The 26105-nt window shown below is 62.5% G+C and carries 24 protein-coding genes and 1 pseudogene; 13 read left to right on the top strand and 12 right to left on the bottom strand.

The window, feature by feature from the left end:
• Positions 1 to 11 precede the first annotated feature (11 nt).
• From QA649_RS23175 to QA649_RS23165, 3 genes and pseudogenes are all read right to left on the bottom strand, one after another.
• Positions 12 to 779, bottom strand: coding sequence for a hypothetical protein (locus QA649_RS23175; protein ID WP_283019229.1), 768 nt, complete (start codon positions 777 to 779; stop codon positions 12 to 14).
• Between the two features lie 434 nt (positions 780 to 1213).
• Complete coding sequence (gene gyrA, locus QA649_RS23170) at positions 1214 to 3982, bottom strand: DNA gyrase subunit A (protein ID WP_283019228.1); 2769 nt, start codon at positions 3980 to 3982, stop codon at positions 1214 to 1216.
• Positions 3983 to 4150: 168 nt separating this feature from the next.
• A pseudogene (locus tag QA649_RS23165) lies at positions 4151 to 4550 on the bottom strand (DUF2306 domain-containing protein).
• A gap of 335 nt (positions 4551 to 4885) precedes the next feature.
• Here QA649_RS23165 and QA649_RS23160 point away from each other — a divergent pair.
• The gene (locus QA649_RS23160) at positions 4886 to 5215 is read left to right on the top strand and encodes a low molecular weight protein tyrosine phosphatase family protein (protein ID WP_018642150.1); all 330 of its coding nucleotides are present in this window, start codon (positions 4886 to 4888) and stop codon (positions 5213 to 5215) included.
• An 18-nt stretch (positions 5216 to 5233) separates the two neighbouring features.
• Here QA649_RS23160 and QA649_RS23155 read toward each other — a convergent pair whose 3' ends face one another.
• Positions 5234 to 5728 (bottom strand): single-stranded DNA-binding protein, encoded by a 495-nt coding sequence (locus tag QA649_RS23155; RefSeq protein WP_018642151.1) that lies wholly within the window; start codon positions 5726 to 5728, stop codon positions 5234 to 5236.
• Positions 5729 to 6193: 465 nt separating this feature from the next.
• On the opposite strand from QA649_RS23155, the gene QA649_RS23150 reads away from it, so the two are divergent.
• The 6 genes from QA649_RS23150 to QA649_RS23125 all read left to right on the top strand — a co-directional run bounded on the left by QA649_RS23150 (position 6194) and on the right by QA649_RS23125 (position 14052).
• Positions 6194 to 6955 carry an outer membrane beta-barrel protein gene (locus QA649_RS23150; protein ID WP_283019226.1) on the top strand — a complete coding sequence of 254 codons (762 nt, stop codon included), beginning with the start codon at positions 6194 to 6196 and terminating at the stop codon, positions 6953 to 6955.
• A 234-nt stretch (positions 6956 to 7189) separates the two neighbouring features.
• A complete protein-coding gene (locus tag QA649_RS23145) occupies positions 7190 to 7876 on the top strand; it encodes an outer membrane protein (RefSeq protein WP_283019225.1) in 687 nt (228 codons plus the stop codon).
• Between the two features lie 240 nt (positions 7877 to 8116).
• Entirely contained in the window at positions 8117 to 8869 is a 753-nt protein-coding gene (locus QA649_RS23140) for an outer membrane beta-barrel protein (protein WP_283019224.1), read from the top strand.
• 288 nt (positions 8870 to 9157) lie between these two features.
• Positions 9158 to 12133 carry an excinuclease ABC subunit UvrA gene (uvrA, locus tag QA649_RS23135; protein ID WP_283019223.1) on the top strand — a complete coding sequence of 992 codons (2976 nt, stop codon included), beginning with the start codon at positions 9158 to 9160 and terminating at the stop codon, positions 12131 to 12133.
• 119 nt (positions 12134 to 12252) lie between these two features.
• Positions 12253 to 13476, top strand: coding sequence for a hypothetical protein (locus tag QA649_RS23130; RefSeq protein WP_283019222.1), 1224 nt, complete (start codon positions 12253 to 12255; stop codon positions 13474 to 13476).
• Between the two features lie 12 nt (positions 13477 to 13488).
• Positions 13489 to 14052, top strand: coding sequence for a DinB family protein (locus QA649_RS23125; protein ID WP_283019221.1), 564 nt, complete (start codon positions 13489 to 13491; stop codon positions 14050 to 14052).
• Positions 14053 to 14101: 49 nt separating this feature from the next.
• On the opposite strand, the gene QA649_RS23120 is transcribed toward QA649_RS23125, so the two are convergent.
• Positions 14102 to 14638 (bottom strand): RNA 2'-phosphotransferase, encoded by a 537-nt coding sequence (locus QA649_RS23120; RefSeq protein ID WP_283019220.1) that lies wholly within the window; start codon positions 14636 to 14638, stop codon positions 14102 to 14104.
• Between the two features lie 64 nt (positions 14639 to 14702).
• Between QA649_RS23120 and QA649_RS23115 the strand changes: the two genes are divergently transcribed.
• Together QA649_RS23115 and QA649_RS23110 are read left to right on the top strand one after the other, a co-directional pair.
• A complete protein-coding gene (locus QA649_RS23115; protein WP_283019219.1) occupies positions 14703 to 15344 on the top strand; it encodes an HAD-IA family hydrolase in 642 nt (213 codons plus the stop codon).
• Between the two features lie 34 nt (positions 15345 to 15378).
• On the top strand, positions 15379 to 16305 hold the full coding sequence (locus QA649_RS23110) for a nucleoside hydrolase (RefSeq protein ID WP_283019218.1): 927 nt from the start codon (positions 15379 to 15381) through the stop codon (positions 16303 to 16305).
• Positions 16306 to 16377: 72 nt separating this feature from the next.
• Here QA649_RS23110 and QA649_RS23105 read toward each other — a convergent pair whose 3' ends face one another.
• The 3 genes from QA649_RS23105 to QA649_RS23095 form a co-directional block, all read right to left on the bottom strand.
• Positions 16378 to 17316: a cytochrome D1 domain-containing protein gene (locus QA649_RS23105; protein ID WP_283019217.1), complete on the bottom strand. Its 939-nt coding sequence runs from the start codon at positions 17314 to 17316 to the stop codon at positions 16378 to 16380.
• Between the two features lie 2 nt (positions 17317 to 17318).
• Positions 17319 to 17885, bottom strand: a complete 567-nt coding sequence (locus QA649_RS23100; RefSeq protein WP_283019216.1) for an SRPBCC family protein — start codon at positions 17883 to 17885, stop codon at positions 17319 to 17321.
• Between the two features lie 777 nt (positions 17886 to 18662).
• The gene (locus QA649_RS23095) at positions 18663 to 18878 is read right to left on the bottom strand and encodes a hypothetical protein (protein ID WP_283026253.1); all 216 of its coding nucleotides are present in this window, start codon (positions 18876 to 18878) and stop codon (positions 18663 to 18665) included.
• 169 nt (positions 18879 to 19047) lie between these two features.
• On the opposite strand from QA649_RS23095, the gene QA649_RS23090 reads away from it, so the two are divergent.
• Positions 19048 to 21111, top strand: coding sequence for a DUF1217 domain-containing protein (locus QA649_RS23090; protein ID WP_283019215.1), 2064 nt, complete (start codon positions 19048 to 19050; stop codon positions 21109 to 21111).
• Between the two features lie 16 nt (positions 21112 to 21127).
• Here the strand turns inward: QA649_RS23090 and QA649_RS23085 are convergent, their stop codons facing one another.
• From QA649_RS23085 to QA649_RS23075, 3 genes are all read right to left on the bottom strand, one after another.
• Complete coding sequence (locus QA649_RS23085) at positions 21128 to 21988, bottom strand: DUF296 domain-containing protein (RefSeq protein ID WP_283019214.1); 861 nt, start codon at positions 21986 to 21988, stop codon at positions 21128 to 21130.
• Between the two features lie 9 nt (positions 21989 to 21997).
• The gene (locus tag QA649_RS23080; protein ID WP_283019213.1) at positions 21998 to 23605 is read right to left on the bottom strand and encodes an acyl-CoA synthetase; all 1608 of its coding nucleotides are present in this window, start codon (positions 23603 to 23605) and stop codon (positions 21998 to 22000) included.
• 105 nt (positions 23606 to 23710) lie between these two features.
• Complete coding sequence (locus QA649_RS23075; RefSeq protein ID WP_283019212.1) at positions 23711 to 24208, bottom strand: hypothetical protein; 498 nt, start codon at positions 24206 to 24208, stop codon at positions 23711 to 23713.
• 94 nt (positions 24209 to 24302) lie between these two features.
• Between QA649_RS23075 and QA649_RS23070 the strand changes: the two genes are divergently transcribed.
• The 3 genes from QA649_RS23070 to QA649_RS23060 all read left to right on the top strand — a co-directional run bounded on the left by QA649_RS23070 (position 24303) and on the right by QA649_RS23060 (position 25565).
• Complete coding sequence (locus tag QA649_RS23070) at positions 24303 to 24671, top strand: hypothetical protein (RefSeq protein ID WP_283019211.1); 369 nt, start codon at positions 24303 to 24305, stop codon at positions 24669 to 24671.
• 91 nt (positions 24672 to 24762) lie between these two features.
• On the top strand, positions 24763 to 25278 hold the full coding sequence (locus tag QA649_RS23065; RefSeq protein WP_283019210.1) for a DUF3828 domain-containing protein: 516 nt from the start codon (positions 24763 to 24765) through the stop codon (positions 25276 to 25278).
• Between the two features lie 11 nt (positions 25279 to 25289).
• Entirely contained in the window at positions 25290 to 25565 is a 276-nt protein-coding gene (locus tag QA649_RS23060) for a GNAT family N-acetyltransferase (RefSeq protein ID WP_260423972.1), read from the top strand.
• A gap of 48 nt (positions 25566 to 25613) precedes the next feature.
• Here the strand turns inward: QA649_RS23060 and QA649_RS23055 are convergent, their stop codons facing one another.
• Positions 25614 to 26012, bottom strand: coding sequence for an SPW repeat protein (locus QA649_RS23055; RefSeq protein ID WP_283019209.1), 399 nt, complete (start codon positions 26010 to 26012; stop codon positions 25614 to 25616).
• Positions 26013 to 26105 lie beyond the last annotated feature (93 nt).

Below are 26105 nucleotides of genomic sequence, written 5' to 3'. Positions count from 1 at the left end.
GCCAGCGAATTTTACCCCTCGATTTGAGGCTTAACCTCCTCAATGAATCTCCTTTTGAACCAGCTCCATTTGGCCAATTCGTTCCAACTCTCCCTTGCTTCGAAATGTGCAATGTTTTCGTCAGCGGTCTTCAAAACCGACTGGAACCAAGACTTACGTTCCGCCAATTTGATACGACGGACCATCTCGGAATAGCACCGCAGATACCAAATACCATCGGTGTCTTCCGCTAGTCGGTGGACAGTATCGGTACGAATCGTCAGGCGATTAATTATCTGATAGATCCGTGAAGAAACTGCAATTCTTGGATAAGTCGCGACTCGGCTTTCGAGATTGTAGGCGTCCACCATAGCCTCCCCAAGCACGACCCCATTCGAATGATAAAGTTGCCCGATAGTGAGACCTCCGCGCGTTAACATTCCAATTTTTAAGGCTTCAATGGCTACCCCAATAGCAAAGTCTTGAGCAACCTTGACGTACATCTCGACTAAAATCGCCTCTGTCTTCTCGTCTCCCGGCTCCACTATCGGGTAACTCGCAACAATGTTGTCGGAGAATGTTGATACCTCCGGAGTTACCTTGAATTTATAACTTCCGTCCGGCTGAGAATGGCCGTCAATAGAGAAGCTCGTTTTCTGCGCAGCAACTTTCGTCAACAGTGCGATTAGCTGTCGAAGCTGATCTTGAGAAGGCGAGTTGACTGCTTGCGACATTCCGAGAAAATCGAGATACAATACAAAGTGCTTAACCAGCCGCCGGCTAGTATCTTCGCCCGACATCCCGCTTCTCCTCTGGATAGACACGACGTGGCGACTCGCGCATCGGCAGCGCTTCAATCCCAAAAGATCAATCGCCCCACCTGTATCATTCTCTTGAAGAGCTGTCGCTTCGGTCGGTCCGGGATATCACGAGAAAAAGGAACATCTCATGCATCATTTGGGACCTTACATTGCTTTCGTAGCCCAAGCTCTCTCAGCGATACTCGCATTCACAGCATCATACTATTGGCTACGTTCCGCTGAGGGAGTCGCGCCTCCGATGACCTGGGCGGGAATCGCCGATTTGAAGCCTTGGCTCGATCAAGCTGCTTCGCGAAACAGATGGGCCGCAATATGGGCGGCAGCATCTGCATGCGCACAGGGTATCGCGATCCTCGCTTCGTTGTACTAGCGAGCGGTAGGCGACGACCAGCGAGGAGAATAGCGCCAGCGCATCACTCCCCATTCGCCCCGTTGCCGCTCTCGGCCTCTTCCGTGATGTGCTCGACCGAGACGACGTGCTCGTCCTCGGCGGTGTCGAACACGATGACACCTTGCGTCGAGCGACCGGCGATGCGGATGCCTTCGACCGGGCAGCGGATCAACTGACCCTTGTCGGTCACCAGCATGATCTGGTCGGCCTCCTCCACGGGGAAGGACGCCACGAGATTGCCGTTGCGGTTGTTGACGCTCATGGCGACGATGCCTTTGCCGCCGCGGCCCGTGGTGCGGTACTCGTAGGACGAGGTCCGCTTGCCATAGCCGTTGACGGAGACCGTCAGCACGATTTGCTCGGCCGCCGACATCTCGGCATAGCGCTCCTGGGTGAGCTGGAAGTTGCCAGAGGTCTCTTCCGCCTCGGTATCTACCGCAGGCTCCTCGGTCGTGGGCTCGCCGGCCACCGCGCGGCGCATCTTCAGATAGGCCGAGCGCTCGTCGGACGTGGTCTCGACATGGCGCAAGATCGACATTGAGATGACCTTGTCATCTTCAAGTGAGATGCCTCGAACGCCCATCGAGGTTCGACCACCGAAGACCCGAACACCGTGCTCCTTGATCTCGCCATCCTTGTCAGGTCGAGGGTCACTGACCCGGAAGCGGATACACTGGCCGGCGGCCGAAGTCAGCAGCACGTCGTCGTGCTCGGTACAGATCTGCACGTCGACGATCGCCTCACCCTCATCGAGCTTCATCGCGATGATGCCGGAGCGGCGGACGTCGACGAAGTCGGACAGCTTGTTGCGCCGGACGTTGCCGCCCGTGGTGGCGAACATCACGTCGAGCTGGCCCCAGGTCGATTCATCCTCGGGTAGCGGCATGATGGTGGTGATGCGCTCGCCCTGCTCCAGCGGCAGGATGTTGATCATGGCCTTGCCGCGCGCGTTGGGCGCTGCCATCGGCAGCCGCCAGACCTTTTCCTTGTAGACCTGGCCGCGCGAGGAGAAGAACAGTACCGGAGTATGAGTCGATGCGACAAAGAGCCGGCTGACGAAATCCTCGTCGCGGGTCTGCATGCCGGAGCGGCCCTTGCCGCCGCGGCGCTGCGCCCGGTAGGCCGACAGCGGCACGCGCTTGACGTAGCCGGCGTGCGAGACGGTGACGACCATGTCCTCGCGCTGGATCAGGTCCTCGTCCTCGACCTCGCCCTCCTGCTCCATGATCACGGTCTTGCGCGGGGTGGCGAACTCGGCCTTCACCTCGGCAAGCTCGGTCTTGATGATGTCGAGGATGCGAGCGCGCGAGCGCAGGATCTCGAGATAGTCGCTGATCTCGCCGGCGAGCTTGGAGAGCTCGTCGCCGATCTCGTCGCGGCCGAGCGCGGTGAGGCGTGCGAGGCGCAGCTCCAGGATCGCCCTCGCCTGCTCCAGCGACAGGCGGATCGTGCCGTCCGCGTTGATGCGGTGGCGCGGATCGTCGATCAGCGTGATGATGTCCTCGACGTCGCGGGCGGGCCAGTCGCGCGTCATCAGGGTCTCGCGCGCGGCAGCCGGCGTGGGCGAGGTCCGGATCACGCGAATGATCTCGTCGATGTTGGCGACCGCGATGGCGAGGCCGACCTGCTCATGCGCGCGCTCGCGCGCCTTGCGCAGCTTATATTTGGTCCGTCGGGTGACGACCTGCTCGCGGAAGCCGACGAAGATCGTCAGCATGTCCTTCAGGGTCATGGTCTGCGGACGGCCGGAATCGAGCGCGACGGCGTTGACACCGAAGCTCGTCTGCAGCGGCGTGAACTTGTAGAGCTGGTTCAGCACGACGTCGGGCACGGCATCGCGCTTGAGCTCGACGACGACGCGATAGCCGTCACGGTCGGACTCGTCGCGCAGGTCGGAGATGCCCTCGATCTTCTTTTCCTTGTAGAGCTCGGCGATGCGCTCGACCATCGTCGCCTTGTTCACCTGATACGGGATCTCGGTGATGACGATCGCCTCGCGTTCTTTCCGGACCGTCTCGAAGGTGACCTTGCCGCGCATCACGATCGAGCCGCGGCCGAGATGGTAGGCGCTGCGGATGCCCTGGCGCCCGAGGATGATGCCGCCGGTCGGGAAATCCGGGCCCGGGATGATGTTGATGAGCTCGTCGATGGTCAGCGACGGATTGTCGATCAGCGCGACGCAGGCGTCGATCACCTCGCCGAGATTGTGCGGCGGGATGTTGGTGGCCATGCCGACCGCGATGCCGCCGGCGCCGTTGACCAGCAGGTTCGGGAACCGCGCGGGCAGAACCACCGGCTCTCTTTCGGAGCCGTCGTAATTGTCCTGGAAGTCGACGGTGTCGTCGTCGATGTCCTCGAGCAGCTTCAGCGCGATCTTGGTCAGGCGGGACTCGGTGTAGCGCATTGCCGCCGGCGGATCGCCGTCGACCGAGCCGAAATTGCCCTGCCCGTCGATCAGCGGCGCGCGCATCGAGAAGTCCTGCGCCATGCGCACCAAGGCGTCGTAGATCGCCTGGTCGCCGTGCGGGTGATACTTACCCATGACCTCGCCGACGGCACCGGCGGACTTCTTGTGCTTCTTGTCCGGGGTGTCGCCGCGATTGTGCATCGCGAACAGGATGCGGCGGTGGACCGGCTTCAACCCGTCGCGCGCATCGGGCAGCGCACGCGCCACGATCACGCTCATGGCGTAATCGAGATAGGACTTCTTCATCTCCTCGTAGATGGAAACGGGGCGAATGTCCGAGGGATGCGCCGGCTGGTCGCCGGGCTTGTTGTCGTCGTCAGCCAAGGGGGAATCCGGTGAGTTTTTGTCTGGGAATCATATAGCGCATCACACCCCTGATAACCACCCTTGCCGGGCCTCGGGAAGCGCTTTTTCCGACTGTTTTTCCAGAGACTTACGCCCTTCCCAACACTGTCCCGGACGGGGCCCGAACGGACCGGGCGGAACCACCCCTTACGCGCCGAAAATCACGCTGTGCATGACGCGCCCGGGCACCAGCGTGAACAGGCCCGCCACCACCAGCGCTCCGGCGAAGATGAGGATCATCATCCGCCGGTGGTCGGCAACACGATGCGTGTGAGCCCGCCATACCGCCAGCGGCAGAACCACCAGGGTGAAGATCGACAAGAGATGGATCGGACTGAACGGCCCGACCAGACGGATCTGGTGGATCCAGAACGACGAGGCAGCCACGACCAGCATCAGGACCACCCAGATCCAGCCGATCGTCCGGTGTGGCAGCGTGCCCTTGGGGGCGGAGAACTGGATGAGGCCGAGCAGGAAGGCGGCCATGGCGGCAAAGGCATGCAGCGGGATCGCTGGGCGCGGCCTCAAGCAGCGGCGCAAGGCTCATGCGGAGCTCCCTCAGGTCGCACGGCGACCGATGTGAATAGGATTAACATGAAGTTAATATCATTCACATCACACCCCGTCAAAGACTTGAGGTTGCACGTGAGGCAAGCGCGGAAAACTCGAGCCTTACCTGCTGATTGGTAAGAAATCCTGCCACTTCACGCGAGCGGACAACGCGATACAGGAGCATTCGCGCCCGGCGTCAGAGCGGACGTCGTCGATACCATCGACCAGCAAGCGGTATTTATGTAGCAGGAACTCTTCGAAGCCTGGCCCGCAAAGCACCGGCGGTCATTCCCACGGACACTGATCGATCATCACCGAGAGAGCGGTAAAGTGACCAACGTCCTTTTCGTCTGCAGCGCCAATCGCCTCCGCAGCCCTACCGCCGAACAGGTGTTTTCGACTTGGCCGGGGATCGAGACCGACTCGGCCGGCATTGCAAACGGCGCGGACGTGCTGCTGTCCGCCGAGCAGGTCGAATGGGCCGACATCATCTTCGTCATGGAGAAGACCCACCGCAACAAGCTGAACCGGAAATTCCGATCCAGCTTGAATAACAAGCGGGTCATCTGCCTCGACATTCCGGACGACTACGAATTCATGGATCCTGCCTTGGTCCGGATCCTTGAAAACCGAGTTGGCCGTTATCTGCGCCGGGATTAGCCGGCTCTCCCGCAGCCGTCAGAACGGGATGTCGTCGTCCATGTCGCTGTTGCGGCCACCGCCGGCGGCAACGGGACGGCGCGGGGCGCTGCTGACCGGACCGGAAGAGCCGAAATCGCCACCCGGCTCGTCGCCGAAGCTGCCGCCTCCGCCGCCGCCACCACGGCCATCGAGCATCGTCAGCGTCGAGTTGAAGCCCTGGAGCACGACCTCGGTCGAGTACTTCTCGACGCCGCTCTGGTCGGTCCATTTGCGGGTCTGGAGCGCGCCTTCGATGTAAACCTTCGCGCCCTTCTTCAGATACTGCTCGGCGACCTTGCAGAGCCCTTCATTGAAGATCACGACGCGGTGCCACTCGGTCTTTTCCTTGCGCTCGCCGCTGTTCTTGTCGCGCCAGGTTTCCGAGGTCGCGATGCTCAGATTCGCGATCGGCCGCCCGTCCTGGGTGCGGCGGATTTCAGGATCCTTGCCGAGATTTCCAACCAGAATGACCTTGTTGACGCTTCCCGCCATCGCCGCTCTCCACTCCAAATGCCACTGAATTCGTAAGGCCGCATTCGCAAGGACCGCACCGCGCCCCGCGGTCCTCTGCAACCTGTTGACGCGACCCTATACGCTTGCGCGGACCGATCAGCCCATCAGCGCTCAGGTTATCCCCACATATAGCATCGCCTGCCGGTCTGTTCCAGATTTGTTCTTTCTGGGGGATGCGGAATATTCGGCCCGGGCGGTGCCTACATGCCTATCAAAATAGTGCGCCCCGGATGGAACTTTTTCAGGTTCCCAAAATCAGCAAAAAGCGCTTAGCATTCATCAAGTTACCCGCCCCCCACTTGCCCTGCGACTGTTGCATTTCGGAGACGGACTTTGCCTCCCGCTTAAGCTACGGTTGCCTCGGAATTGAGTTCATATGGGCGTCGCGCCTGATCGGCCGCTTCGGGGACCCTCAAGAAGCGGACCTTACCCGGGGAGACTGCAATGAATAAGATTTTAATTGGTACAATCGGTGCTGTGGCGTTGGGCCTGTCGGCTCCCGCGAGCGCGGCGGATCTGGCGGCGCGTCCTTACACCAAGGCTCCGCCCCCGATGGTCGCGACCATCTACGACTGGAGCGGCTTCTACATCGGCATCAACGGGGGCTGGGGCTCCAGCCGCAATTGCTGGGACTTCGTGACCCCAGTCACCGGTACGCTGATCACCGACGGCTGCCATAACGCAACGGGCGGCACAATCGGTGGTCAGGTCGGCTATCGCTGGCAGTCGGCCAATTGGGTGTTTGGCGTGGAAGGCCAGGGCAACTGGGCTGACTTCAGTGGAAGAAACGTCAGCCCGACCGCTGCAGCTCAGCAGAACCGTACGCGGGTCGATGCCTTCGGCTTGATTACCGGTCAGGTCGGTTATGCCTGGAATAACGTTTTGGTCTACGTGAAGGGCGGCGGCGCCGTAGTGGACGACAGATACGACCTCATCGTCGCGCCGGGCTTTGTGGGTGCTGGCACGACCTTCGGTTCAGCCAGCGGAACACGCTGGGGCGGAACGGTCGGCGCGGGAGTCGAATTTGGCTTCGCCCCGAACTGGTCGGTGGGCTTCGAGTACGATCACATCTTCCTCGGCACGCGAAACGTCGACTTCACCTTTGGCGGAGCCTTCGTTCAGACCGAACGCGTCCGTCAGGACGTCGATCTCGCCCTCATCCGCGTGAACTATCGTTGGGGCGGCCCGGCGATCGCCAGGTACTGATCGCAAGCATAGTCTTTTCTGACGAAAGGCCGGCCTTGTGCCGGCCTTTTTGCTGCGTGCGAGCGAAGAAAACGATCAGTCAGCGATTATGACGTTTTGTGACTGTTGTGGCTTTTTGGGTACACAACTTGCGGCTTCGCTGGTGTAAGCACGACGCCAGTTGGACCACGGCGTCCGATGCCCTTCCGTTCACGGAAGGCAACAACAGAAACTGGGACTGGGATTAGGTTGAAAATGAAGAAGGTTTTGTTGGCTTCGGCCTGTTTGTTCGCTCTGGCTGCCCCCGCGTCGGCGGCTGATCTCGCGGCCCGCCCGTACACCAAGGCTCCGGTGGCTGTGGCTTCGGTCTACAACTGGACCGGCTTCTACCTCGGTATCGTCGGCGGCGGCGCCTGGGAAGACTCGGGCAGCCCGCGTATGCAGGGTGGCTTCGTCGGTGGCACCGCCGGCTACAACTGGCAGACCGGCAACGTCGTGTTCGGCGTCGAGGCCGATGGCTCCTGGGCTGACGTCAGCGCCTCTGTGACCGGCGCGACCGTCGTCCCCGGCTTCGGTGTCGTGACCGCGACCGCGAGCTCGAAGACCGACGCCATGGGCACCGTGCGCGGCCGTATCGGCTACGCCGTCAACAACGTGCTGTTCTACGGCACCGGTGGTTATGCCTGGATCGACAACAAGATCACCCTGTCCGCCCTCGGCGTGACCGCGTCGGACAGCAAGTGGCACTCCGGCTGGACCGTCGGCGCGGGCGTCGAAGCGTTCTTCGCTCCGAACTGGTCGGTCAAGGGCGAGTACCTCTATCGCAGCCTCGGCGGCGAGACCTACTTCTCGGGCGCCCTGCCCACCGGCACGCTCAACTTCCACACCGTGCAGGTCGGCGTGAACTATCACTTCGGCGGCCCGATCGTCGCGAAGTACTAAGCTTCGTCTCCGACGCTCTTGCGTTACGAAAGGCCGGCCTCGCGCCGGCCTTTTTGTTTTTGCGCGGGTAGCAGTATGCGCCAACTACTCGCGTTTTCGGCGAGATGTGGCTGAGATGTGGCTCCCCAGTGACACAACCTTAGGCTTCGATGGTGTAAAGCTGTGAACGTCAGTTGGCTCATAGGGTCCGCTGCTCTTCCTTGCGGAAGGCAACAAAGAGAAACGGAACTGGGGAATCAGATGAAGAAGATTTTGCTGGCTTCGGCCAGCCTGTTCGTACTCAGCGCGTTGACACCGGCCTCGGCGGCCGATCTTGCGGCCCGCCCCTACACCAAGGCGCCGGTCGCTGTGGCCTCGATCTACAACTGGAGCGGATTCTACATCGGCGCCAACGCCGGTGGCGGCTCCAGCCACAATTGCTGGGATACGACCGCTGTGGTCGGCGTGGCTGTCCCCGTCACGGCTGAAGGTTGCCACAATGCGACCGGCGCAATCGTCGGCGGCCAGATCGGCTATCGTTGGCAGTCCGCCAGCTGGGTGTTCGGCCTCGAAGCCCAGGGCGATTGGGCTGACCTGAAGGGCTCGAACACCAGCTCGCCCGCCGCTTTCTTCCCGCTGGTGAACAACACCAAGATCGACGCCATCGGCCTCTTCACCGGTCAGGTGGGCTACGCCTGGAACAACGTGCTCTGGTACGTGAAGGGCGGCGCGGCCGTCACCCACAACAAGTTCAGCGGCACTCTGGCCGGCGTCACGCTCGACACCGCCAACGAGACCCGCTGGGGCGGCACCGTCGGCACCGGCATCGAGTTCGGCTTCGCTCCGAACTGGTCGGTCGGCGTCGAGTACAACCACTTGTTCATGGGCAAGCACACCGACACCTTCACCTTCCTGGGCGTGAACACCCGCAGCGATAGCATCAAGCAGGACGTGGACATGGCCACGGTTCGCGTGAACTATACCTTTGGCGGCCCGGTCGTCGCCAAGTACTGAGTTCAGTACTGAGCGTCGCTCCGACGCCCTCGCGTTACGAAAGGCCGGCCTCGCGCCGGCCTTTTTGCTTGGCGGCACGTTCCAGCGCAGTTCCGCAAGCCCCGCTGCTGCCACGTGCCGCCAGCCCGCCAACATTCCGTTGACGATTCGCAACTCCCTCTGGAAATCCGTCTCCGTTCTTCCTACGTTCGCTGCCATACCCATCGGCGCCGATCCCGGTTCCGGGCGCAGCGCGCCTTTTTTGTTGGCGCGATCGCGCACCTTTGGGCTTCCTTGAGGGCAACTCGGATGGATGAAGTGATCAAGGCGAAGCGCCAACAACAGAACGCGGGCTCCAGCCTGCGCGCAATTACGATCCGTGGCGCGCGCGAGCACAACCTCAAGAATATCGACGTCGAGATCCCCCGCGACAAGCTGGTGGTGTTCACTGGCCTCTCCGGCTCCGGCAAATCCTCGCTCGCCTTCGACACCATCTACGCCGAGGGCCAGCGCCGCTACGTCGAATCGCTGTCGGCCTATGCCCGCCAGTTCCTGGAGATGATGCAGAAGCCCGATGTCGACCAGATCGACGGCCTGTCGCCGGCGATCTCGATCGAGCAGAAGACGACCTCGAAGAACCCGCGCTCGACCGTCGGCACCGTCACCGAGATCTACGACTACATGCGCCTGCTCTGGGCCCGCGTCGGCGTGCCCTATTCGCCGGCCACCGGCCTGCCGATCGAGAGCCAGACCGTCTCGCAGATGGTCGACCGCGTGCTGGCGCTGCCCGAGGGCACGCGTCTCTATCTGCTCGCCCCCGTCGTGCGCGGCCGCAAGGGCGAGTACCGCAAAGAGCTCGCCGAATGGCTCAAGAAGGGCTTTCAGCGCGTCAAGATCGACGGCACCTTCTATGAGCTGGCGGAAGCCCCGACGCTCGACAAGAAATTTCCGCACGACATCGACGTCGTGGTCGACCGCATCGTCGTGCGCGCCGACATCGGCCAGCGCCTCGCCGAGAGTTTTGAGACCGCGCTGAAGCTCGCCGAGGGCCTCGCCGTCGTCGAGTTCGCCGACGCGCCGGCCGCCGCGCCCGCCGAGGAAAAGAAGAAGACCGCAAAAATCCACGACAAGAGCGGGCCCGAGCGTATCCTGTTCTCGGAAAAGTTCGCCTGCCCGGTCTCCGGCTTCACCATTCCCGAGATCGAGCCGCGGCTGTTCTCGTTCAACAACCCCTATGGCGCCTGCCCGGCCTGCGGCGGCCTCGGCGTCGAGCAGCATGTCGACGAGGACCTCGTCATCCCCGACAAGGAGCTCTCCTTGCGCAAGGGCGCGATCGCGCCCTGGGCCAAGTCATCCTCGCCCTATTACGAGCAGACGCTGACCGCGCTCGGCAAGCACTACAAGTTCACGCTCGACACCAAGTGGAAGGATCTCGCCAAGAAAACCAAGGACGCGATCCTCTACGGCTCCGGCGAGGACGAAATCAAGTTCTCCTACCAGGACGGCGTGCGCTCCTACGACACCAAGAAGCCTTTCGAGGGCGTCATCACCAACATCAACCGCCGCTATCGCGAGACCGAGAGCGAGTGGGCGCGTGAGGAGCTGGCAAAGTATTTCCACGACGTGCCCTGCGAGGGCTGCAAGGGTTTCCGGCTCAAGCCCGAGGCGCTCTGCGTCAAGGTCGGGACTAAGCATATCGGCGAGATCTCGGAGCTGTCGGTCAAGAAGGCCGGCGAGTGGTTCGAGACCGTGCCGGAGGCGCTGAACAAGCAGCAGAACGAGATCGCCGGCCGCATCCTGAAGGAGATCCGCGAGCGCCTGACCTTCCTGCTCGACGTCGGCCTCAACTATCTGACGCTGTCCCGCTCCTCGGGCACGCTGTCCGGCGGCGAGAGCCAGCGCATTCGCCTGGCCTCGCAGATCGGCTCGGGCCTCACGGGCGTGCTCTACGTGCTGGACGAGCCGTCGATCGGCCTGCACCAGCGCGACAACGCCCGCCTGCTCGATACGCTGAAGCGGCTGCGCGATCTCGGCAACACCGTGGTCGTGGTCGAGCATGACGAGGATGCCATCCGGCTTGCCGACTACGTGCTCGACATCGGGCCCGGCGCCGGCATGCATGGCGGCAACATCGTTGCCGAAGGCACGCCTGCCGAGATCATGCGCAACCCGAAATCGCTCACCGGCAAGTACCTGACCGGCGAGCTCGAGGTCGAGGTGCCGGAGCGCCGTCCGCCGAACCATCGCCGCACCATCAAGGTGGTGAACGCGCGCGGCAATAACCTCAAGAACGTCACCGCCGAGATTCCGCTCGGCCTGTTCACCTGCGTCACCGGCGTCTCCGGCGGCGGCAAGTCGACGCTCCTCATCGACACGCTCTATCGCGCCATCGCCCGCAAGCTCAACAATGCCAGCGAGGGCGCAGCCCCGCACGACCGCATCGAGGGCCTCGAGCACATCGACAAGATCATCGACATCGACCAGTCGCCGATCGGCCGCACCCCGCGCTCGAATCCGGCGACCTATACCGGCGCCTTCACGCCGATCCGCGAATGGTTCGCCGGCCTGCCCGAGTCAAAAGCGCGCGGCTACGAGCCCGGCCGCTTCTCCTTCAACGTCAAGGGCGGCCGCTGCGAGGCCTGCCAAGGCGACGGCGTCATCAAGATCGAGATGCACTTTTTGCCCGACGTCTATGTCACCTGCGACGTCTGCAAGGGCAAGCGCTACAACCGGGAGACGCTGGAAGTCCTGTTCAAGGGCAAGAGCATCGCCGACGTGCTCGACATGACCGTCGAGGAAGCCGCCGAGTTCTTCAAGGCGGTGCCGCGCGTGCGGGAAACCTTCCAGACCCTGCACCGCGTCGGCCTCGATTACATCCATGTCGGCCAGCAGGCGACGACCCTCTCGGGCGGCGAAGCCCAGCGCGTCAAACTTGCAAAAGAGCTGTCGAAGCGCGCCACCGGCCGCACGCTCTACATCCTCGACGAGCCGACCACCGGCCTGCACTTCCACGACGTCAAGAAGCTGCTGGAGGTGCTGCACGAGCTGGTCGCACAGGGCAACACGGTGGTCGTCATCGAGCACAATCTCGAGGTCATCAAGACCGCCGATTGGGTCATCGACCTCGGCCCTGAGGGCGGCGACGGCGGCGGCGAAATCGTGGCGTGGGGACCGCCGGAAGACATTGCCAAGGCACCGCGGAGCTACACGGGCAAGTTTCTGGAGCCGGTGCTGAAGAAGGCGCGGAAGCCGAAGCGGCGGAGCACGAGCGAGGCGGCGGAGTAAGGCTGCACCGCAACAAAGTCGCCATCTTCGGCCCAACCTTTTGGACTTGTTTGACTGATATGTTTAGACTTGGATTGTATGATCCAGTCCTTTCATTCAAACGTTGAAGTCCTTTCCTAATGCCGCTCTTAGCTTTTTGGGAGTCGAACCCGGACGAGGTGAGCCAAACATCGATCGAACAGATCGTAGCGATGGCTGGTGACGGCAACTTAAGGGATGGCAGTATCTGCTCCGACGAACTTCGGCAGTACTTAACCCAGGCTGACACTTCGAAGCTTGCGAGCTACGTTGAGCATTGCCTTTCGAACAGTTTCGCGAAAGGCGGGCAGGTCTTACAGGATCTCGTGAATGAGCTAGGCCGCCGCTTGGACTTCAAAGTTACAAACGGTCGCTACCAAGGCACAGTGAACGCAATTGGCTTTGACGGGATTTGGCTTTCACCTGAGGGCCACACCATCATCGCCGAAGTAAAGACCACTGACGCGTATCGGATCCCATTGGACACTATCGCTTCGTATCGACGCAAGTTGCTGGACAACGCGGAAGTAACCGAACCTTCATCGATCTTGATACTCGTCGGAAGACAGGACACAGGCGAACTCGAGGCGCAGATAAGAGGATCGCGTCATGCGTGGGACATAAGGGTTATCAGCGCGGATTCGCTCCTCAAGCTCATTCAGCTGAAAGAGAATTCAGACGACTCCGAAACCGGACGTAAAATCCGGAGCCTTCTAACGCCGATGGAATTTACCCGATTGGATAGCCTAGTGGATGTCATGTTCACGACAGCCACTGATGTCGAAACCAACATCATTCAGAACGCCGTTGAGAAGGCCGAGGCGGCGGACGTTGCCACCAGCAAGGAATCATCTGCAACACCTAGCGGCTGGGAATTCACCGACGCCACTGTATTGGACGCCAAAAGAGTAAATGCAATCGACGCGCTTGCAAAACGACTTGGATCAAAATTCATCAAGAAGAGCCGAGCTCTCTACTGGGACTCTTCACATGACACTCGCGTCGCATGCTCCGTGTCGAAGCGATATACGAGAGGAAGCTATCCATACTGGTATGCCTATCATCCTCAATGGGATGAGTTTCTTGGCGGCGGCAGCAAGGCATTCTTCGTGCTCGGATGTATGGATCTCAACGCCGCCTATGCGATCCCATTAGATGTACTGCGAAAACACCTACCCGCACTCAACACGACCACCACTGAGCGAAGTACGTATTGGCATATTCATCTCTCTGAAACGCCGAATGGTTCGATCGCCCTGCAATTGCCAAAGACATCTCGTCAGCTATCGCTGGAAGATTTCCGCGTTCCCCTGGACTTGCCTTAGGAAAGAATCGCAATGTCCGCTGGCCTCGTGCAAACCTACCGCGCCTTCGCGCACAACAGTGCCTGGGCGAACCATCGCCTGCTCGCCGCCTGCGCCGGCCTAAGCCAGTCGGAATTCGAAGCCCACCGCACCGGCTTCTTCCCGAGCATTCAGCGCACGCTGAACCATATCTACGTCATCGACCTCTTCTACATCGATGCACTCGAGGGGGGCTGGCTCGGACCGCGCGCCTGGGCGAACGAGGTGCCGTACGCCTCAGTTTCCGAGCTGAAGCCTGCCCAGGCAGCGATGGACAAGCGCCTGCTGACCATCTGCGACGCGCTCACGCCCGAGCTTCTCGACGGCGATGTCCGGATCAACCGCGACACCAGCGTCCAGACCGAACGCCGCGACCGGCTGCTGATGCACCTGTTTCAACATCAGATCCATCACCGCGGACAGGCGCACGCGATGCTGTCCGCAACCAGCGTCGCGCCGCCCCAGCTCGACGAGTTCTTCGCGGCGGGAGAGGCGCCGCTCAGGGCCGCCGAGTTCGCCGAGCTCGGATGGACCGAGGCGACCGTGTGGAAGGCCTAGTGCGCTTCCCAAAGAACTGCGCAGCGGCGTTCCGAACGAGCATGCCGGCTCAGCGCAGGAATTCCGGCGGCACATGGTCGGTCAACCAAACGCCGTTGTCCGCGCGGTAGAACTTGAGCCCCTTCGCGTGCATGCCGCCCGCATCGACCCTAAAGATGTGCGGCTTGCCGTGGCGCTGCCCGACCCGCTGTGCCGTGGCCTCGTCGGAGGACAGATGCACCTGTTGGCGCGCCTGCGGCTTCAAGCCCTCGGCAAGGATCGCATCGACGAACCGCTTCGCCGTGCCGTGGTACAGGATCGACGGCGGCTCCTGCGGCGGCAAGCCAAGCTCCACCGAAACGGAGTGTCCCTGGGCAGCCCGGATCATCAGCCCGTCAGCTGACAACGAAAATCTCTTCTTGTCGCTGCTTGCGACGACGCCGAGCAGGTCGGTGCGGTCAAACGTCGTCCCCGCCGCATTGGCTTTTTCAACCAATTCGTCGATATTGACCCAACCCTCGGCACTGAGCGTCAAGCCGATCTCGTCGGGCTTGTGTCTCAGCACGAAGCTGAGGAACTTGCTAAGTTGAACCTGATCGACCGGCATCTGTGTCTTCCTGTTTTACTCTTGTACATCCGGCCACTTGGCTCGACCAGACTTACCCGCCTCCATGCCCTACTCCCTCGTTATCTTCGACCTCGACGGCACCCTCGCCGACAGCTTTCCCTGGTTCCTGCGCACCATCAACGACGTCGCCGATCGCTTCGGCTTTCGCCGCGTCGCCGATGAGGACATCGAGCCGCTGCGGCATGCTTCGAGCCGCGACATCCTCACCCGGCTCGAGGTGCCCTTGTGGAAGCTGCCGGCGATCGCGCGGCATGCGCGGCGGCTGAAGGCGGAGGCGGCAGCGGAGATTTCGCTGTTTGCGGGCGTCGAGACGATGCTGCGGACGCTGACTGAGAACGGCGTGCAGCTCGCGCTGGTGACCTCCGACAGCGAAGCCAATGCGCGCGAGAAGCTCGGCGAAGCGGCTGCGTTGTTCGCGCATTACGACTGCTCGGCATCGCTGTTCGGCAAGGCCGCAAAATTCCGCCGCGTCGTCCGCCGCGCCGGTCTGGAGCCGAGCAAGGTGATAGCGATCGGCGACGAGGTCCGCGACATCGAGGCGGCGCGCGCGGTCGGCATCGCCTGCGGCGCGGTCAGCTGGGGCTACGCGGCCCCGGCGGCGCTGCGGGCGCTTGCGCCCGATCACATGTTCGCCCAGATGGAGGAGATTGCCGAAGTGGTCTGCCGGATCCAGCAGAGCGCCTGATCCGCAATCGCAGCGCACGGCCGGGGAGACGCCGATGACACTCACGGACGCAAGCCGCCTCAAGCTCCTGGAGCCGCCGGTCGGCCGGCTGCGAGTCGTGCTCGACACCGACACCTATAACGAGATCGACGATCAGTTCGCGCTCGTGCAGATGCTGCTGTCGACGGACCGCCTCTCAGTCGAGGCGATCTACGCCGCGCCGTTCTTCAATGCGCGCGCGGACAGTCCCGGCCACGGCATGGAGCTGAGCTATCAGGAAATCCTGCGCCTGCTGGACCGCCTGAACGTCGCTCCGGAAGGCCTGGTTCATCGCGGCGTCACCGACTATGTCGGCCCCGGCAAGACGGCGCGGACGGCACCCGCCGTGGACGACCTCATCGCCCGGGCGCGCGCGGGCACGCCGGACAATCCGCTCTACGTCATCGCCATCGGCGCCATCAGCAACGTCGCCTCTGCGCTGCTGAGGGCGCCCGATATCATCGACCGGATCGTCGTGGTCTGGCTCGGCGGCCATGCGCTGGAATGGCCCCACACGGTCGAGTTCAATCTGAAGCAGGACGTCGGCGGCGCGCAGGTGCTGCTCGACAGCGGCGTGCCGCTCGTGCTTGTCCCCTGCATGGGCGTCACCTCGCGCCTGCACTCGACGGTGCCGGAGATCGAACGCTACGTCGAACCCCACGGCAAAATCGGCGCGTTTCTCGCCATGCGCTTCAAGGAATATTCGTCCGACCACATGGGCTGGGCCAAGGAGATCTGGGACATGGCGCCGGTCGGCTGGCTGCTCAACCCTGCGTGGGCACCGAGCGTGATCATCCCCGCTCCGATCCTCACGGATCAGATGACGTGGAGCATCGACCGCCGACGGCATCCGATCCGCTACGTGACCTATGTGGACCGCAACCCCATCCTGAAGGACTTTTTCGTGAAGTTGCGAGAATTCGCCGCGACGAAAGTGCCGTAGCCCGGATGGAGCGAAGCGCAATCCGGGAAAGCGTCCCCGCATTCCGCTTCGCTCCATGCGGGCTACACACCCCTACTCCGTCCTGCGCAAGAACGCCCCGAACGCGCGCGGGCCGTCGCCGGTCTTGATCTCGCCGATCACCTTCAATTCGGCCGCGTCGATGATATCAAGCGTGTTGCTCTCCCAGCAGGCGACGATGATGCGCTTGCCGTCGGCGGTCGCATTGATCCCTTCGGGATAGTCGCCGACATTGATGCGCTTGATCGGCTTCAGGCTCGTGAGCTCGAACACGCTGACCGTGCCGCCATATTGGTCGGTGACGAAGCCGCGCCCTTGCGTCAGCGCCACCGCATAGGGCCGCATTCCAACCGGCACGCGGCCGACCTCGCGCGCCTCCGCGATGTCGATCACGGAGACGTCGTCGGAGCCGACATTGGCGGTGTAGGCGCGCTTGCCCTCGGCATCGATGGTAACGCCGAACGGGCGCGTGCCGACCTTGATCACCGCCTTGCGCTGGCGCGTCGCCGCGTCCACGACCGAGACGCTGTCGTCGTCGCGGTCGGCCGACAGCAGCAGCTTGCCGTCGGGCGTCACTGCCAGCCCCGACGGCGAGGCGCCGACCGCGATGCTGGCTGTGACGCTGCGGCTCGCGGCATCGATCACCCGCACCGCCGCCGCGTACCAGTCGGCGACATAGACGGTGCGGCCGTCAGGCGCCACGGCAATGCCGAGCGGCCCGCCGCCGACCTCGATCCGCCCCGTCACCTGCCGCGCGGCGGCGTCCACCACCGTCACGGCCTTGGCGTCCGGGCTCGTGACATAGGCAAAGCGCCCGTCGGCACTGACGGCGACGCCGGCCGGCTTGCCGCCGATCGGGATGGTCGCAACGCTGCGCGAGGTCGCGAGGTCCACGACCATCAGATCGTCGCTGAGCTGGTTGGTGACGAACGCCTCTTCGGCTGACGCCTGGGCGATGCTGGCGGCGAGCGCCGCCAGGACCAGGACCCGCACGGTCAGCTTCCGCTCTCGATCTTCTTCTTCAGCGCCTCGAGGCCGGCCTTGTAGAGCCCGCTCACCGCGGTCTTGGCGGCTTCGTCGCTGAGCTCGGGCGGCGGATCGTTGTTGGGAAAGCCGCGGTAGAACGCGCCGGCCCATTCCAGCGTCGCGCCCTTGCCGTCGGCGCTCGGCGTCAACGTCAGCGTCGAGGAATAGTTGGTGACCGGCAGCACCTTCACGTCGACGCTGGTGATCCGGTAGGAATAGGTCATCGCGGCGGCGTCAAACTTGTAGAGCTCCTCGTCGACGGTCGCGCCGCCCGTCAGCGTCAGCTTCCGCGTCGCGCCGATCTCGTTGCCCTTCTCACCCTCGGTCTTGGTCACCGGCGGTAGCCAGCTCATGTCCTGGAAATTGCCGATCACCGCCCACACTTTCGCCGGGGCTGCGTTGATCTCGATGGATTCCCGGACCTTCTGCCGGGTCGGCCCATGGGCCCAAACCGGCTCGAACGCCGTCGTCAGGGCGATCCCCACCACCGCCAGCGCCGCCACCCCGGCGAGCGCCGTTCCGCTTCTCATCCTCATACCGTTTCCTCACTCTTGGATCTGCGCGACTTGAGGCGCGCTGGGATCATCGTAGCGCATTTTGGGGCCGAGGGGAGACCGGTTCGTGGCGCCGTTGCGGCGACGATGGCTCCCCACGTTCACACCATCCCTTGCGTTGCCCGACGGGCAAAACACACAAGACCGGGGTCAATGCATCAGGACGAAAACAATTCGCTTTACGCGAATTCGGAATTATCGCATGTTGCAGCCATCCCAGCCCGGTCCGAGGGGCGTATCGCGATCGTCACGACACGCGGGATGGGACGTGGTGGACGCAGGCGGCGTCGGCGCGAAGGTGGTTTGCAGGGCGGGTCACGCCGCGAGCAAACGGCTAGCGCGCACACGACCGGTGCAGCCTGCGTACGGCAAAATCGTGTGGTCCTGGCGCCCGGGGTCTGTGCGCCAAGTCCTGCTGTGATGCTGCGACCCAACCGGGCGCGCGCATCAGTCATCCGCAGGGCGACGGGGGCAATAGTGCATCGCTCCCCGGGGAGAGCACGACATAAGCCGTCAAACCACTGCGCAGGGAAGGCCGGATGTTTGGGCTTCACCTGTATGCCGCTGTGCAGCTTCTCGTAGCGCAATTTTCGCACAGTGGACCGTGGGTGCCAGCCGGCACCCGGCCTTCCCTGCGCCCTCGGCATTCCTTGGGGGCGGTGATTGAAGCAAAGCTCGGGCAGAACCAGCCGCGAGAACGGGAAAGTGTGTCAGCGACTTCGAACGCGCGATGGAAGAGGAAGCATGTCGCCCAAACCGTCATTGCGAGCGCAGCGACGACGGAGAGGTGACCCTCACCTGCTCCGCCAGCATCGGCGAATGGGTCGCTATGATGACCTGGCAGACGCGCGACTCGTCCATGCGCCGGAGCAGCTTCAGGAATTCATCCCGAGCCATCTCTTGATTAGAACGTATCAGGAACACCACCTTCGCGTAAGCTGCATCTGAGAAACAAATGGAAACAAACAGCAACAAACACGGTATGCGTCACTTGGACACGAACTAAAACCTTCGATTGTGGACTGGAATCGTCCTAAGAGAACGTAGCTGTGAGACTGCCGCTGGCATGAGGCCAGCCCCCACCTCGCGACCCGGCAATGATTGACGGAAGTCCAGGACCGTAACAAGCCGCGAGGAATGCGCGATGGTATCAACGTATTTCAGCTACAACTACATTTCGCACCATCTCAAGCAGTCCCTGACGCGGGTTGAACAGCAACCCGACGTCGCGAAAGAGGCCGCCTATTACAAGGCCAACATCGGCAAGGTGAAGACCGTCGACGATCTCATGAAAGATTATCGCCTGTATCATTACGCTTTGAAGGCGTATGGCCTGGAAGACATGGCCTACGCCAAGGCGTTCATGAGAAAGGTGCTGGAGAGCGACCTCTCCGATGCAAAGAGCTTCGTCAACAAGCTGGTCGACAAGCGTTACCGGGAGTTTGCCGCGGCATTCTCCTTTAATGGCGGTATAAAGCCGGTTGCGCAATCGGAGGACCAGACCGATGAGACGATCGGTCTGTACACGGCAACCATGAAGAAGCGGGTCGACGCACTAGCCGACGATACGAAATACTACAGCGCCCAGATCGGCAGCGTCAGCAGTGCAGACCAGCTCCTGAACAACGATCGTCTTCGCAACTACGTCTATTCGGCATTCGGGATCGATCAGAGCAAGTGGCCGCGCGACACGATAAGTCAGGTCCTGCGCAGCGATCCATCCGATCCAAACAGCTACGTCAACACCACCTTCGCGTCTCAGTTGCCCGGCCTCAACGCCCAGCTCGCTCAAGCCAAATCGGACGTGAGTGCCACCACTACGAAGATCGCCGACTACACGGCCCAACTCTCGCAACCAGGCGCCGACGTGGCCCAGTTGAACGTCCAGATCCTGGTCGAAAAATATCACCTGGAATCATATACGAAGAGCGTATCCAGCCTCAACGACCAGATATCGACGATTGGCAACTTTGTCGATCTCGCCGGCGCATTCGAGTTTTCGCCTGACGGGTCGCTGCCGTCGGGTGTGCCCGCGCAGACTGCTGCGAACGTCACGCTCACGACAAAGCGGTTCGACGACAGCAAGGCTGCCGTCTATGCGGCGGCAAGCCCGCTGAACGAAGCCCTGGCAATCAGGCAGTTCAGAAACGCCATCCTCAACATCAAGTCAGTCCAGGCGTTCGTATCGACTCCGGCCGTGTATGATTTTGCGCTGGGCGCCGTCGGCCTCGATCCCAAAGCGGTCCCGCCGGACACCGTCAAGGCTGTCCTCGAAAGCGACCTCGGCGATCCCAAGAGCTACGTCTATAAGCTCAAGGACAATCGGTACGTCGAGCTCGCACGCGCCTTCAACTTCGACGCGAAAGGCAATCTGACGACCCCCTTGGTGGCCCAGGACCCGGCAAAAGTCCTCCAGACCGCGAAGGACTACGTCATTGCAGTCGTGAAACAGGCAAGCCCCGAGCAGCAGAAAGCGGTTCGGGAACAGGCCCAGAAAGACGCGACGGCTTATCAGGAAGCCATCGCAGGCATAGACAGCGTCTCCGAGCTGCTTGCGAACCGGAAGATGGTCGATTTCATTCTCGTCGCCAAGGGTTTGGACCCCAAGAAGGTCAGCACCGAATATCTGAAGAAGATCTTCGCCTCCGACCTGAACAATCCAAAGAGCTTCGCGAACACCGAGAGCGATCATCGCTTTGCCGAAATCGCGGCGTCGTTCAACTTCGACAGCAAGGGCAACGTCGCGCGCCTTGCGATGATGGGGCCGCAGAAGCAGGACCAATTCCGGGAAACACGGGCGAATTATCTCCAGCAAAGCCTGGAGCAGCAGCAGGGGGATACGAATCCGGGCGTGCGCCTGGCGCTCTATTTCCAGCGAAAGGCCGGGGAAATCACGTCCGCATACGACATCCTTGCCGACAAGGCTCTTTCGGAGGTGTTCAGGACCACCTTCAATCTGCCTGACTCGATGGCGTCGATGCCGATCGATCAGCAGGCCAAGTTCGTGGACAAATTCATGAAGATCAAGGATCTCTCCGATCCCGCGAAGGTTGAAAAGCTGCTGGGCCGTTTCTCCGCCATGTATGACGTCAAAAACGGCCAGAGCATCGGTCAGGGACAATCCCCTTTGCTCAATCTCTTCCAGGGATCAGGCTCAGGGATAAGTGACTCCACGTACTTGGCTATCGCCAAACTACGTTCTCACTGATGATCGTTCGCCGAGACTAGCTCAACACCTCGAGCACCAATTCCATCGTCATCAGCACGGGATTGTCGCCACGAATCAGACGCCCTTCGGCGATGCCGCCCATGTAGTCGATCAGGGCAACATCGAGTACAGCCTCCAGCTCCCCGGAGGGACCAGACGCGATCGTCCCGGCCGTTATCGCCAGCTCCGTCGCGAACGGCTCGGTCACGCCGCCTTGGGTGAAGCGCGCGCCGATGGTCGAGCCGACGCCGCCATGAATCTTCGCCCGCGCGATGCCGTGTGCGCGGCAGAAGTCCTCGAGGCAGAAGGCAAAATCCTGATTGGGGCGCAGCCGCAGCGCAAAGGCACGGCTGGTCGTGCGCGCACCGGTGCTCGCAGCCGCGACCGGTCCGAACAGCTTGAAATTGGTCTCGGGATCTGGCTCGGCGGTGAACATCGCGCCGTCGAGGCCAAACGCCTCGACCTCGAACGGCTCGGCAACGATGGTCTCGTCCGGCAGCATGTGGCCGCCGCCGGCGTGGCCATCGGATTCGGTCCAGAGCCCATGGCAATGAAAGAACGGCGCGCCGTCGCGCGTGCCGAGCGTCATGCTGCCGAGCTTCGTGCGCGTCACACCGGCCGGCCGATAGGTCTCGCTGTAGAACGCGGCATTCTCGCCGGTCTTGGACAGCGCCGGCATGACATAGCCGAACGGCCCGAGCGTACCTCCGCGAAAATTCAGCACGCCGCCGGCAAATCCCTCCGCCGCAAAGCCGCGACGCGCGGCCTCCAGCAGCGGCAGGCCGGCCTGAAGCGTAAAGGAGAAGGCACGCCCCTTCGCCTCCGCCCATTGAATGCGCTCTGCTACGGGCGCGCCGGGCTGCTTGATACTGCGCATCACCTACGCTCAGCCCGCCTTGATTTTGTCGAGGTCGAGCAGGCCGCGCGCCTCGAGCTCATCGCGCACCATGCGCTTCGGCACCTTGCCGTAGCCGGATTTCGGCAGCGCTTCCCAGAAGAAGAAGCGCTTCGGCATCTTGTAGCGCGGCACCTTCGGGCCGAGGAACGCCGCCATCTCGGTCTCGCTCACGGCCTTCGCGCCTTCACGCGCGACGCAGACGGCAACACCGACCTCGCCCCAGGTCGCGTCTGGCACGCCCAGCACGGCGACCTCGCCCACCGCGGGGTGCGTCAAAATCTTCTCCTCGATCTCGCGCGGATAGATGTTGGAGCCGCCGGAGATGTACATGTCGGAGGCGCGTCCGGTGATGTAGACAAACCCCTCCTCATCCATATGACCGAGATCGCCGGTGCGGAACCAGCCGTTGCGGAACGCCTTGGCATTGGCTTCGGGGTTGTCGTAGTAGCCGGCGAACACCGCAGGTCCGATCACGCAGATCTCGCCGCTCTGGTTCGCCTTGAGCTCGCGGCCCTCGTCATCCTGGATCGAGACCTGCATGCCGGTGCGCTCGAAGCCGCAGGTGCCGATCTTCGCATGCGGGCCGTCCTCGGGATCGTGCAACGCCGCCGGCAGCACGGTGATGTTGCCGGTGACCTCGCCGAGACCAAAATACTGCACGATGACCTTGCCGAGCTTCGTCAGCGCCGACTTCTGGTCCTCGCGATACATCGGCGCGCCGGCATAGATCACTTGCCGCAACGAGGAATGATCGTATTTGTCGACGGCGGGATGCTCGACCATCATCTTCAGGATGGTCGGCACCGTGAAGAGATTGCTGACGCGGTGGGCCTCGATCAGACGGAACGCCTCGTTGATGTCGAATTTTTCCGTCGGCAGCAGCACGGTGCAGACGCCACGCACGGTCTGCACCAGCTGGTGGACGCCCGCGCCATGCGACAGCGGCGCCACCACCAGCGAGGCATCGTTCTCGGTGACGCCCGGGGTGAGATCGGCGAGATGGTTGGTGACGACAAATCCCATCTGGCCGTGGGTCAGCACCGCCGCCTTGGAGCGGCCGGTGGTGCCGGAGGTGAAGAAGAACCAGCAGGGATCGTCGTAGTCGACGTCGGCATTGACGACATCTGCGCCGGCGTTCGAAGCGATGGCGTCGGCCACCGAGCGCTCGCCGAACGTGGCCTTGCCGTCGAGGCTCCAGGTGAATTGCAGCGCGCCGCCCTTCACCGCCGCCGCATGCTCGGGAAAATCGACGTGGCACAGAAACGCCTTCGCGCCGGAAGCCTCTGCGAGGTAGGTGACCTCATCCGGCATCAGGCGGAAGTTGGTGGGCACCCAGACCGCACCCAGCCGGAACGCGGCGAACATCGAAAAGAACATCTCGTCGCCGTTCTTGGAGTGGACGAGGATGCGGTCGCCCTTCGTGACGCCGCGCGCGGCGAGCGCCGCGGCCAGCGCCGAGACCTGCGCGTCGATCTCGCGCCACGTCCAGGATCGGTCGCCCCAGACGAAACCGGGACGCGATCCATGCCGCCGCGCATTCTGCGTCAGCATGTAGGCGAGATTCATGACGCGGCGGGACATGCGCAGGGGCTGCATCGGGCTTCCTCTTCGAGCGCGGACGGCGCGCAAGCCGCCCGCTCATTGCAGCCCATTTATCGCCATCGCCGGCGCCCCTGCAAGGCCGCCAGCCGCACACCTGCCCTACGGTTGCCTGAACGCAAATGGAGTTGCCGTGATCGCCTTCTCCTTGGAGCAGGCCTGCGCACCGAAACCGCCGCAATAGCTCCCATGCAGATCGAACCGGACAACGCGCGCGGCGCCGCGCTTCATCGGCGGCGCCAAAATCTTGTAGCTGCGGACATAGCCGTCAAACACCGAACGCACGCTGCCATCCGGCAGCGTGACCAGGATGTTCATGACGCAGCCGCCGGTTCCGCAATAGGTGGTCTCGCGTTCCCCGCATTTGGTGTCGCGGAAATCGACGATATAATCGTCGCGGCCGTCGCCGGTCAGGTCGACCTTGCGCACCGTGTCCGGCGCATAGGTCACCGCGCCTCCGTCCTGGCTCTCGCATTCCTCATTGGCGTAACGCAGAGCCTTCTGCACGCCGGGCGGATAGTCGGCCGGATTGAACGGCTTTGCGTCGTCGCCGCGCGCGGCCGTGGCAAGGAGGGTCAGCAGGAGCATCAGATATCGCATGCGCGTTGGTCGTGCGCAGGCCCGCCATCGTTCAGGGAATCTTAAACATGATCGGCGCAACCTCGCTCAGTTCTCGCGTACAGAGTGCCGCATCATGGTCAAAGCGCCCGCCCTCCTCGTCTTGTCGCTGGCGCTCGCCGGATGCGCCATGGCCCCGCAAGCACACCTGGCCTCCGATCCCGCCTTCAAGCCTGCACGTTACGCGTGGGATGGCGCCGGCGAGGATCCCAATCAGCCGCGCGCTGCCTCCGCACCGTCGCGAACGACGCGTACCGCCGCCACATCCGAGCGCACCGGGTCGCGAGCCGGACTACAGCCCTATTCGAAGGAATGGTGGCAGGCGCAGGACGGCATCGAGGCCGAGCAGGACGCCAGGGTCAACCGCTCCCTCGTCATCTGCCAGGGCTGCCTTCGCCCACAGCCACAGGCGGAAGATTCCAGGCTCGCCAAAGCGAGCGATTGAACCGAACGGCCTTCACATCGGTCTACAGAGATGTGCGCCGGCACCGGCCGCCCCGGCCTGCCGTCATGCGCCATCATCTCAGGGACATCTCATGCTCACCCGTCGCTCCTTCGTCGCCGCTTCTCTGCTCGCCGGCATCTCCCCGGCATTGGCCGAGACCCCTGCCCCCGCCGATCCCATTACCATCCTGACTGCGATCTACACCCGCGCGGCCAAGGGCAAGGGCGATGGCGGCGGCGCCTTCATCATCGAGAACAAGGCGGCCAAGGCAAAATATCTCTCCAAGGCGCTGGTCGCGCTGTGGGCCAAGGCGGATGCGCATACGCCGAAGGGCGATGTCGGGCCGATCGATTTCGATCCGGTCACCAATTCGCAGGAACCGGACGTGAAGTCGTTCAAGGTGGACGCCGAGAAGATGGAGGCGGACAAGGCGATCGTCGCGGTCACCATCACCGGTCACCGCAACGACCGGAAACCTGCCGACCTGATCGTGCGTTACGACTTCGTGCGCGAGGCAGGTAGCTGGCGGATCGACGATATCAGGGGTGCCTCCGACGGCGAGGCCTGGTCGATCCGCAAGATGCTGACGGACTCCCTCAAGAGCTGACCGGAGACGACATGAGCGACGTCATCGACAACAAAGCCCACCACCGCTTCGAGTTCGAGGTCGAGGGCCACCTTGCGACCGAGCATTACAAGCTCGACGGCAATGTCATCACCTTCGAGCATACCGAGGTGCCGAAGGAGCTCGGCGGCAAGGGCGTCGGCTCAAAGCTCGTGCAAGGCGCGCTCGACCAGGTTCGCTCCGCCGGATTGAAGCTGATCCCGCAATGCCCGTTCGTGAAGGCGTGGATCGAGAAGCACCCGGACTATCAGGATCTGGTGAAGCGATAACCGCGCAGGCCCGCCCGTAGCCGGGCGGGCCTTGCCGATATCGACGGTCTACTGCCCATGCTTGAGCATGTCCTGATCGTTCAGATCCCAGTCCTGCCACAGCAGCAGCACGCCGAGGAGAACCACGGCCGCGCCAAGGCTCGTGTGGTAGATGCGCAGGAACCCTTCACTGGAATAGCCGAGGAAGTAGGGCGAGGCGATGAGCCACAATCCGACCAGGATCGTCGCCACTTCCTGCCAGCGTTGCAACGCGACATATTCGAGCTGGCTGATGCCAAACACGATCAGGCCGACTGCGACGGCATTCAGGATGACCATCGAGTCCCCGACGATCGCGGGCTGATCCTGGATGGGAAACCACGGCGAGACGACAATCAATGCGCCCAGCAGCATCCCGGACCAGTCTTCCCATGTGCGATGAGTATTCAAGAAACCAAAGTCCGACATCGTACCCTCCTCTGACAGAGGCACACGTCGGCGGCTGGCGATCACGACTTCCGAATGTCTGGCGACCCTGCCTGCCGCATTCGGACGTATGTC

Origin of the sequence: Bradyrhizobium sp. CB1717, assembly GCF_029714325.1 — a bacterium.
Lineage (GTDB): Bacteria > Pseudomonadota > Alphaproteobacteria > Rhizobiales > Xanthobacteraceae > Bradyrhizobium.
This window is presented reverse-complemented; position numbering and strand designations above follow the sequence as displayed.

Bases quoted from the DNA above. Each gene is read 5' to 3' on its own strand.
- QA649_RS23175 (WP_283019229.1), bottom strand. From the start codon at position 779: ATGTCGGGCGAAGATACTAGCCGGCGGCTGGTTAAGCACTTTGTATTG.
- QA649_RS23155 (WP_018642151.1), bottom strand. From the start codon at position 5,728: ATGGCGGGAAGCGTCAACAAGGTCATTCTGGTTGGAAATCTCGGCAAG.
- QA649_RS23150 (WP_283019226.1), top strand. From the start codon at position 6,194: ATGAATAAGATTTTAATTGGTACAATCGGTGCTGTGGCGTTGGGCCTG.
- QA649_RS23145 (WP_283019225.1), top strand. From the start codon at position 7,190: ATGAAGAAGGTTTTGTTGGCTTCGGCCTGTTTGTTCGCTCTGGCTGCC.
- QA649_RS23140 (WP_283019224.1), top strand. From the start codon at position 8,117: ATGAAGAAGATTTTGCTGGCTTCGGCCAGCCTGTTCGTACTCAGCGCG.
- uvrA (WP_283019223.1), top strand. From the start codon at position 9,158: ATGGATGAAGTGATCAAGGCGAAGCGCCAACAACAGAACGCGGGCTCC.
- QA649_RS23130 (WP_283019222.1), top strand. From the start codon at position 12,253: ATGCCGCTCTTAGCTTTTTGGGAGTCGAACCCGGACGAGGTGAGCCAA.
- QA649_RS23125 (WP_283019221.1), top strand. From the start codon at position 13,489: ATGTCCGCTGGCCTCGTGCAAACCTACCGCGCCTTCGCGCACAACAGT.
- QA649_RS23120 (WP_283019220.1), bottom strand. From the start codon at position 14,638: ATGCCGGTCGATCAGGTTCAACTTAGCAAGTTCCTCAGCTTCGTGCTG.
- QA649_RS23115 (WP_283019219.1), top strand. From the start codon at position 14,703: ATGCCCTACTCCCTCGTTATCTTCGACCTCGACGGCACCCTCGCCGAC.
- QA649_RS23110 (WP_283019218.1), top strand. From the start codon at position 15,379: ATGACACTCACGGACGCAAGCCGCCTCAAGCTCCTGGAGCCGCCGGTC.
- QA649_RS23100 (WP_283019216.1), bottom strand. From the start codon at position 17,885: ATGAGGATGAGAAGCGGAACGGCGCTCGCCGGGGTGGCGGCGCTGGCG.
- QA649_RS23090 (WP_283019215.1), top strand. From the start codon at position 19,048: ATGGTATCAACGTATTTCAGCTACAACTACATTTCGCACCATCTCAAG.
- QA649_RS23085 (WP_283019214.1), bottom strand. From the start codon at position 21,988: ATGCGCAGTATCAAGCAGCCCGGCGCGCCCGTAGCAGAGCGCATTCAA.
- QA649_RS23080 (WP_283019213.1), bottom strand. From the start codon at position 23,605: ATGCAGCCCCTGCGCATGTCCCGCCGCGTCATGAATCTCGCCTACATG.
- QA649_RS23075 (WP_283019212.1), bottom strand. From the start codon at position 24,208: ATGCGATATCTGATGCTCCTGCTGACCCTCCTTGCCACGGCCGCGCGC.
- QA649_RS23070 (WP_283019211.1), top strand. From the start codon at position 24,303: ATGGTCAAAGCGCCCGCCCTCCTCGTCTTGTCGCTGGCGCTCGCCGGA.
- QA649_RS23065 (WP_283019210.1), top strand. From the start codon at position 24,763: ATGCTCACCCGTCGCTCCTTCGTCGCCGCTTCTCTGCTCGCCGGCATC.
- QA649_RS23060 (WP_260423972.1), top strand. From the start codon at position 25,290: ATGAGCGACGTCATCGACAACAAAGCCCACCACCGCTTCGAGTTCGAG.
- QA649_RS23055 (WP_283019209.1), bottom strand. From the start codon at position 26,012: ATGTCGGACTTTGGTTTCTTGAATACTCATCGCACATGGGAAGACTGG.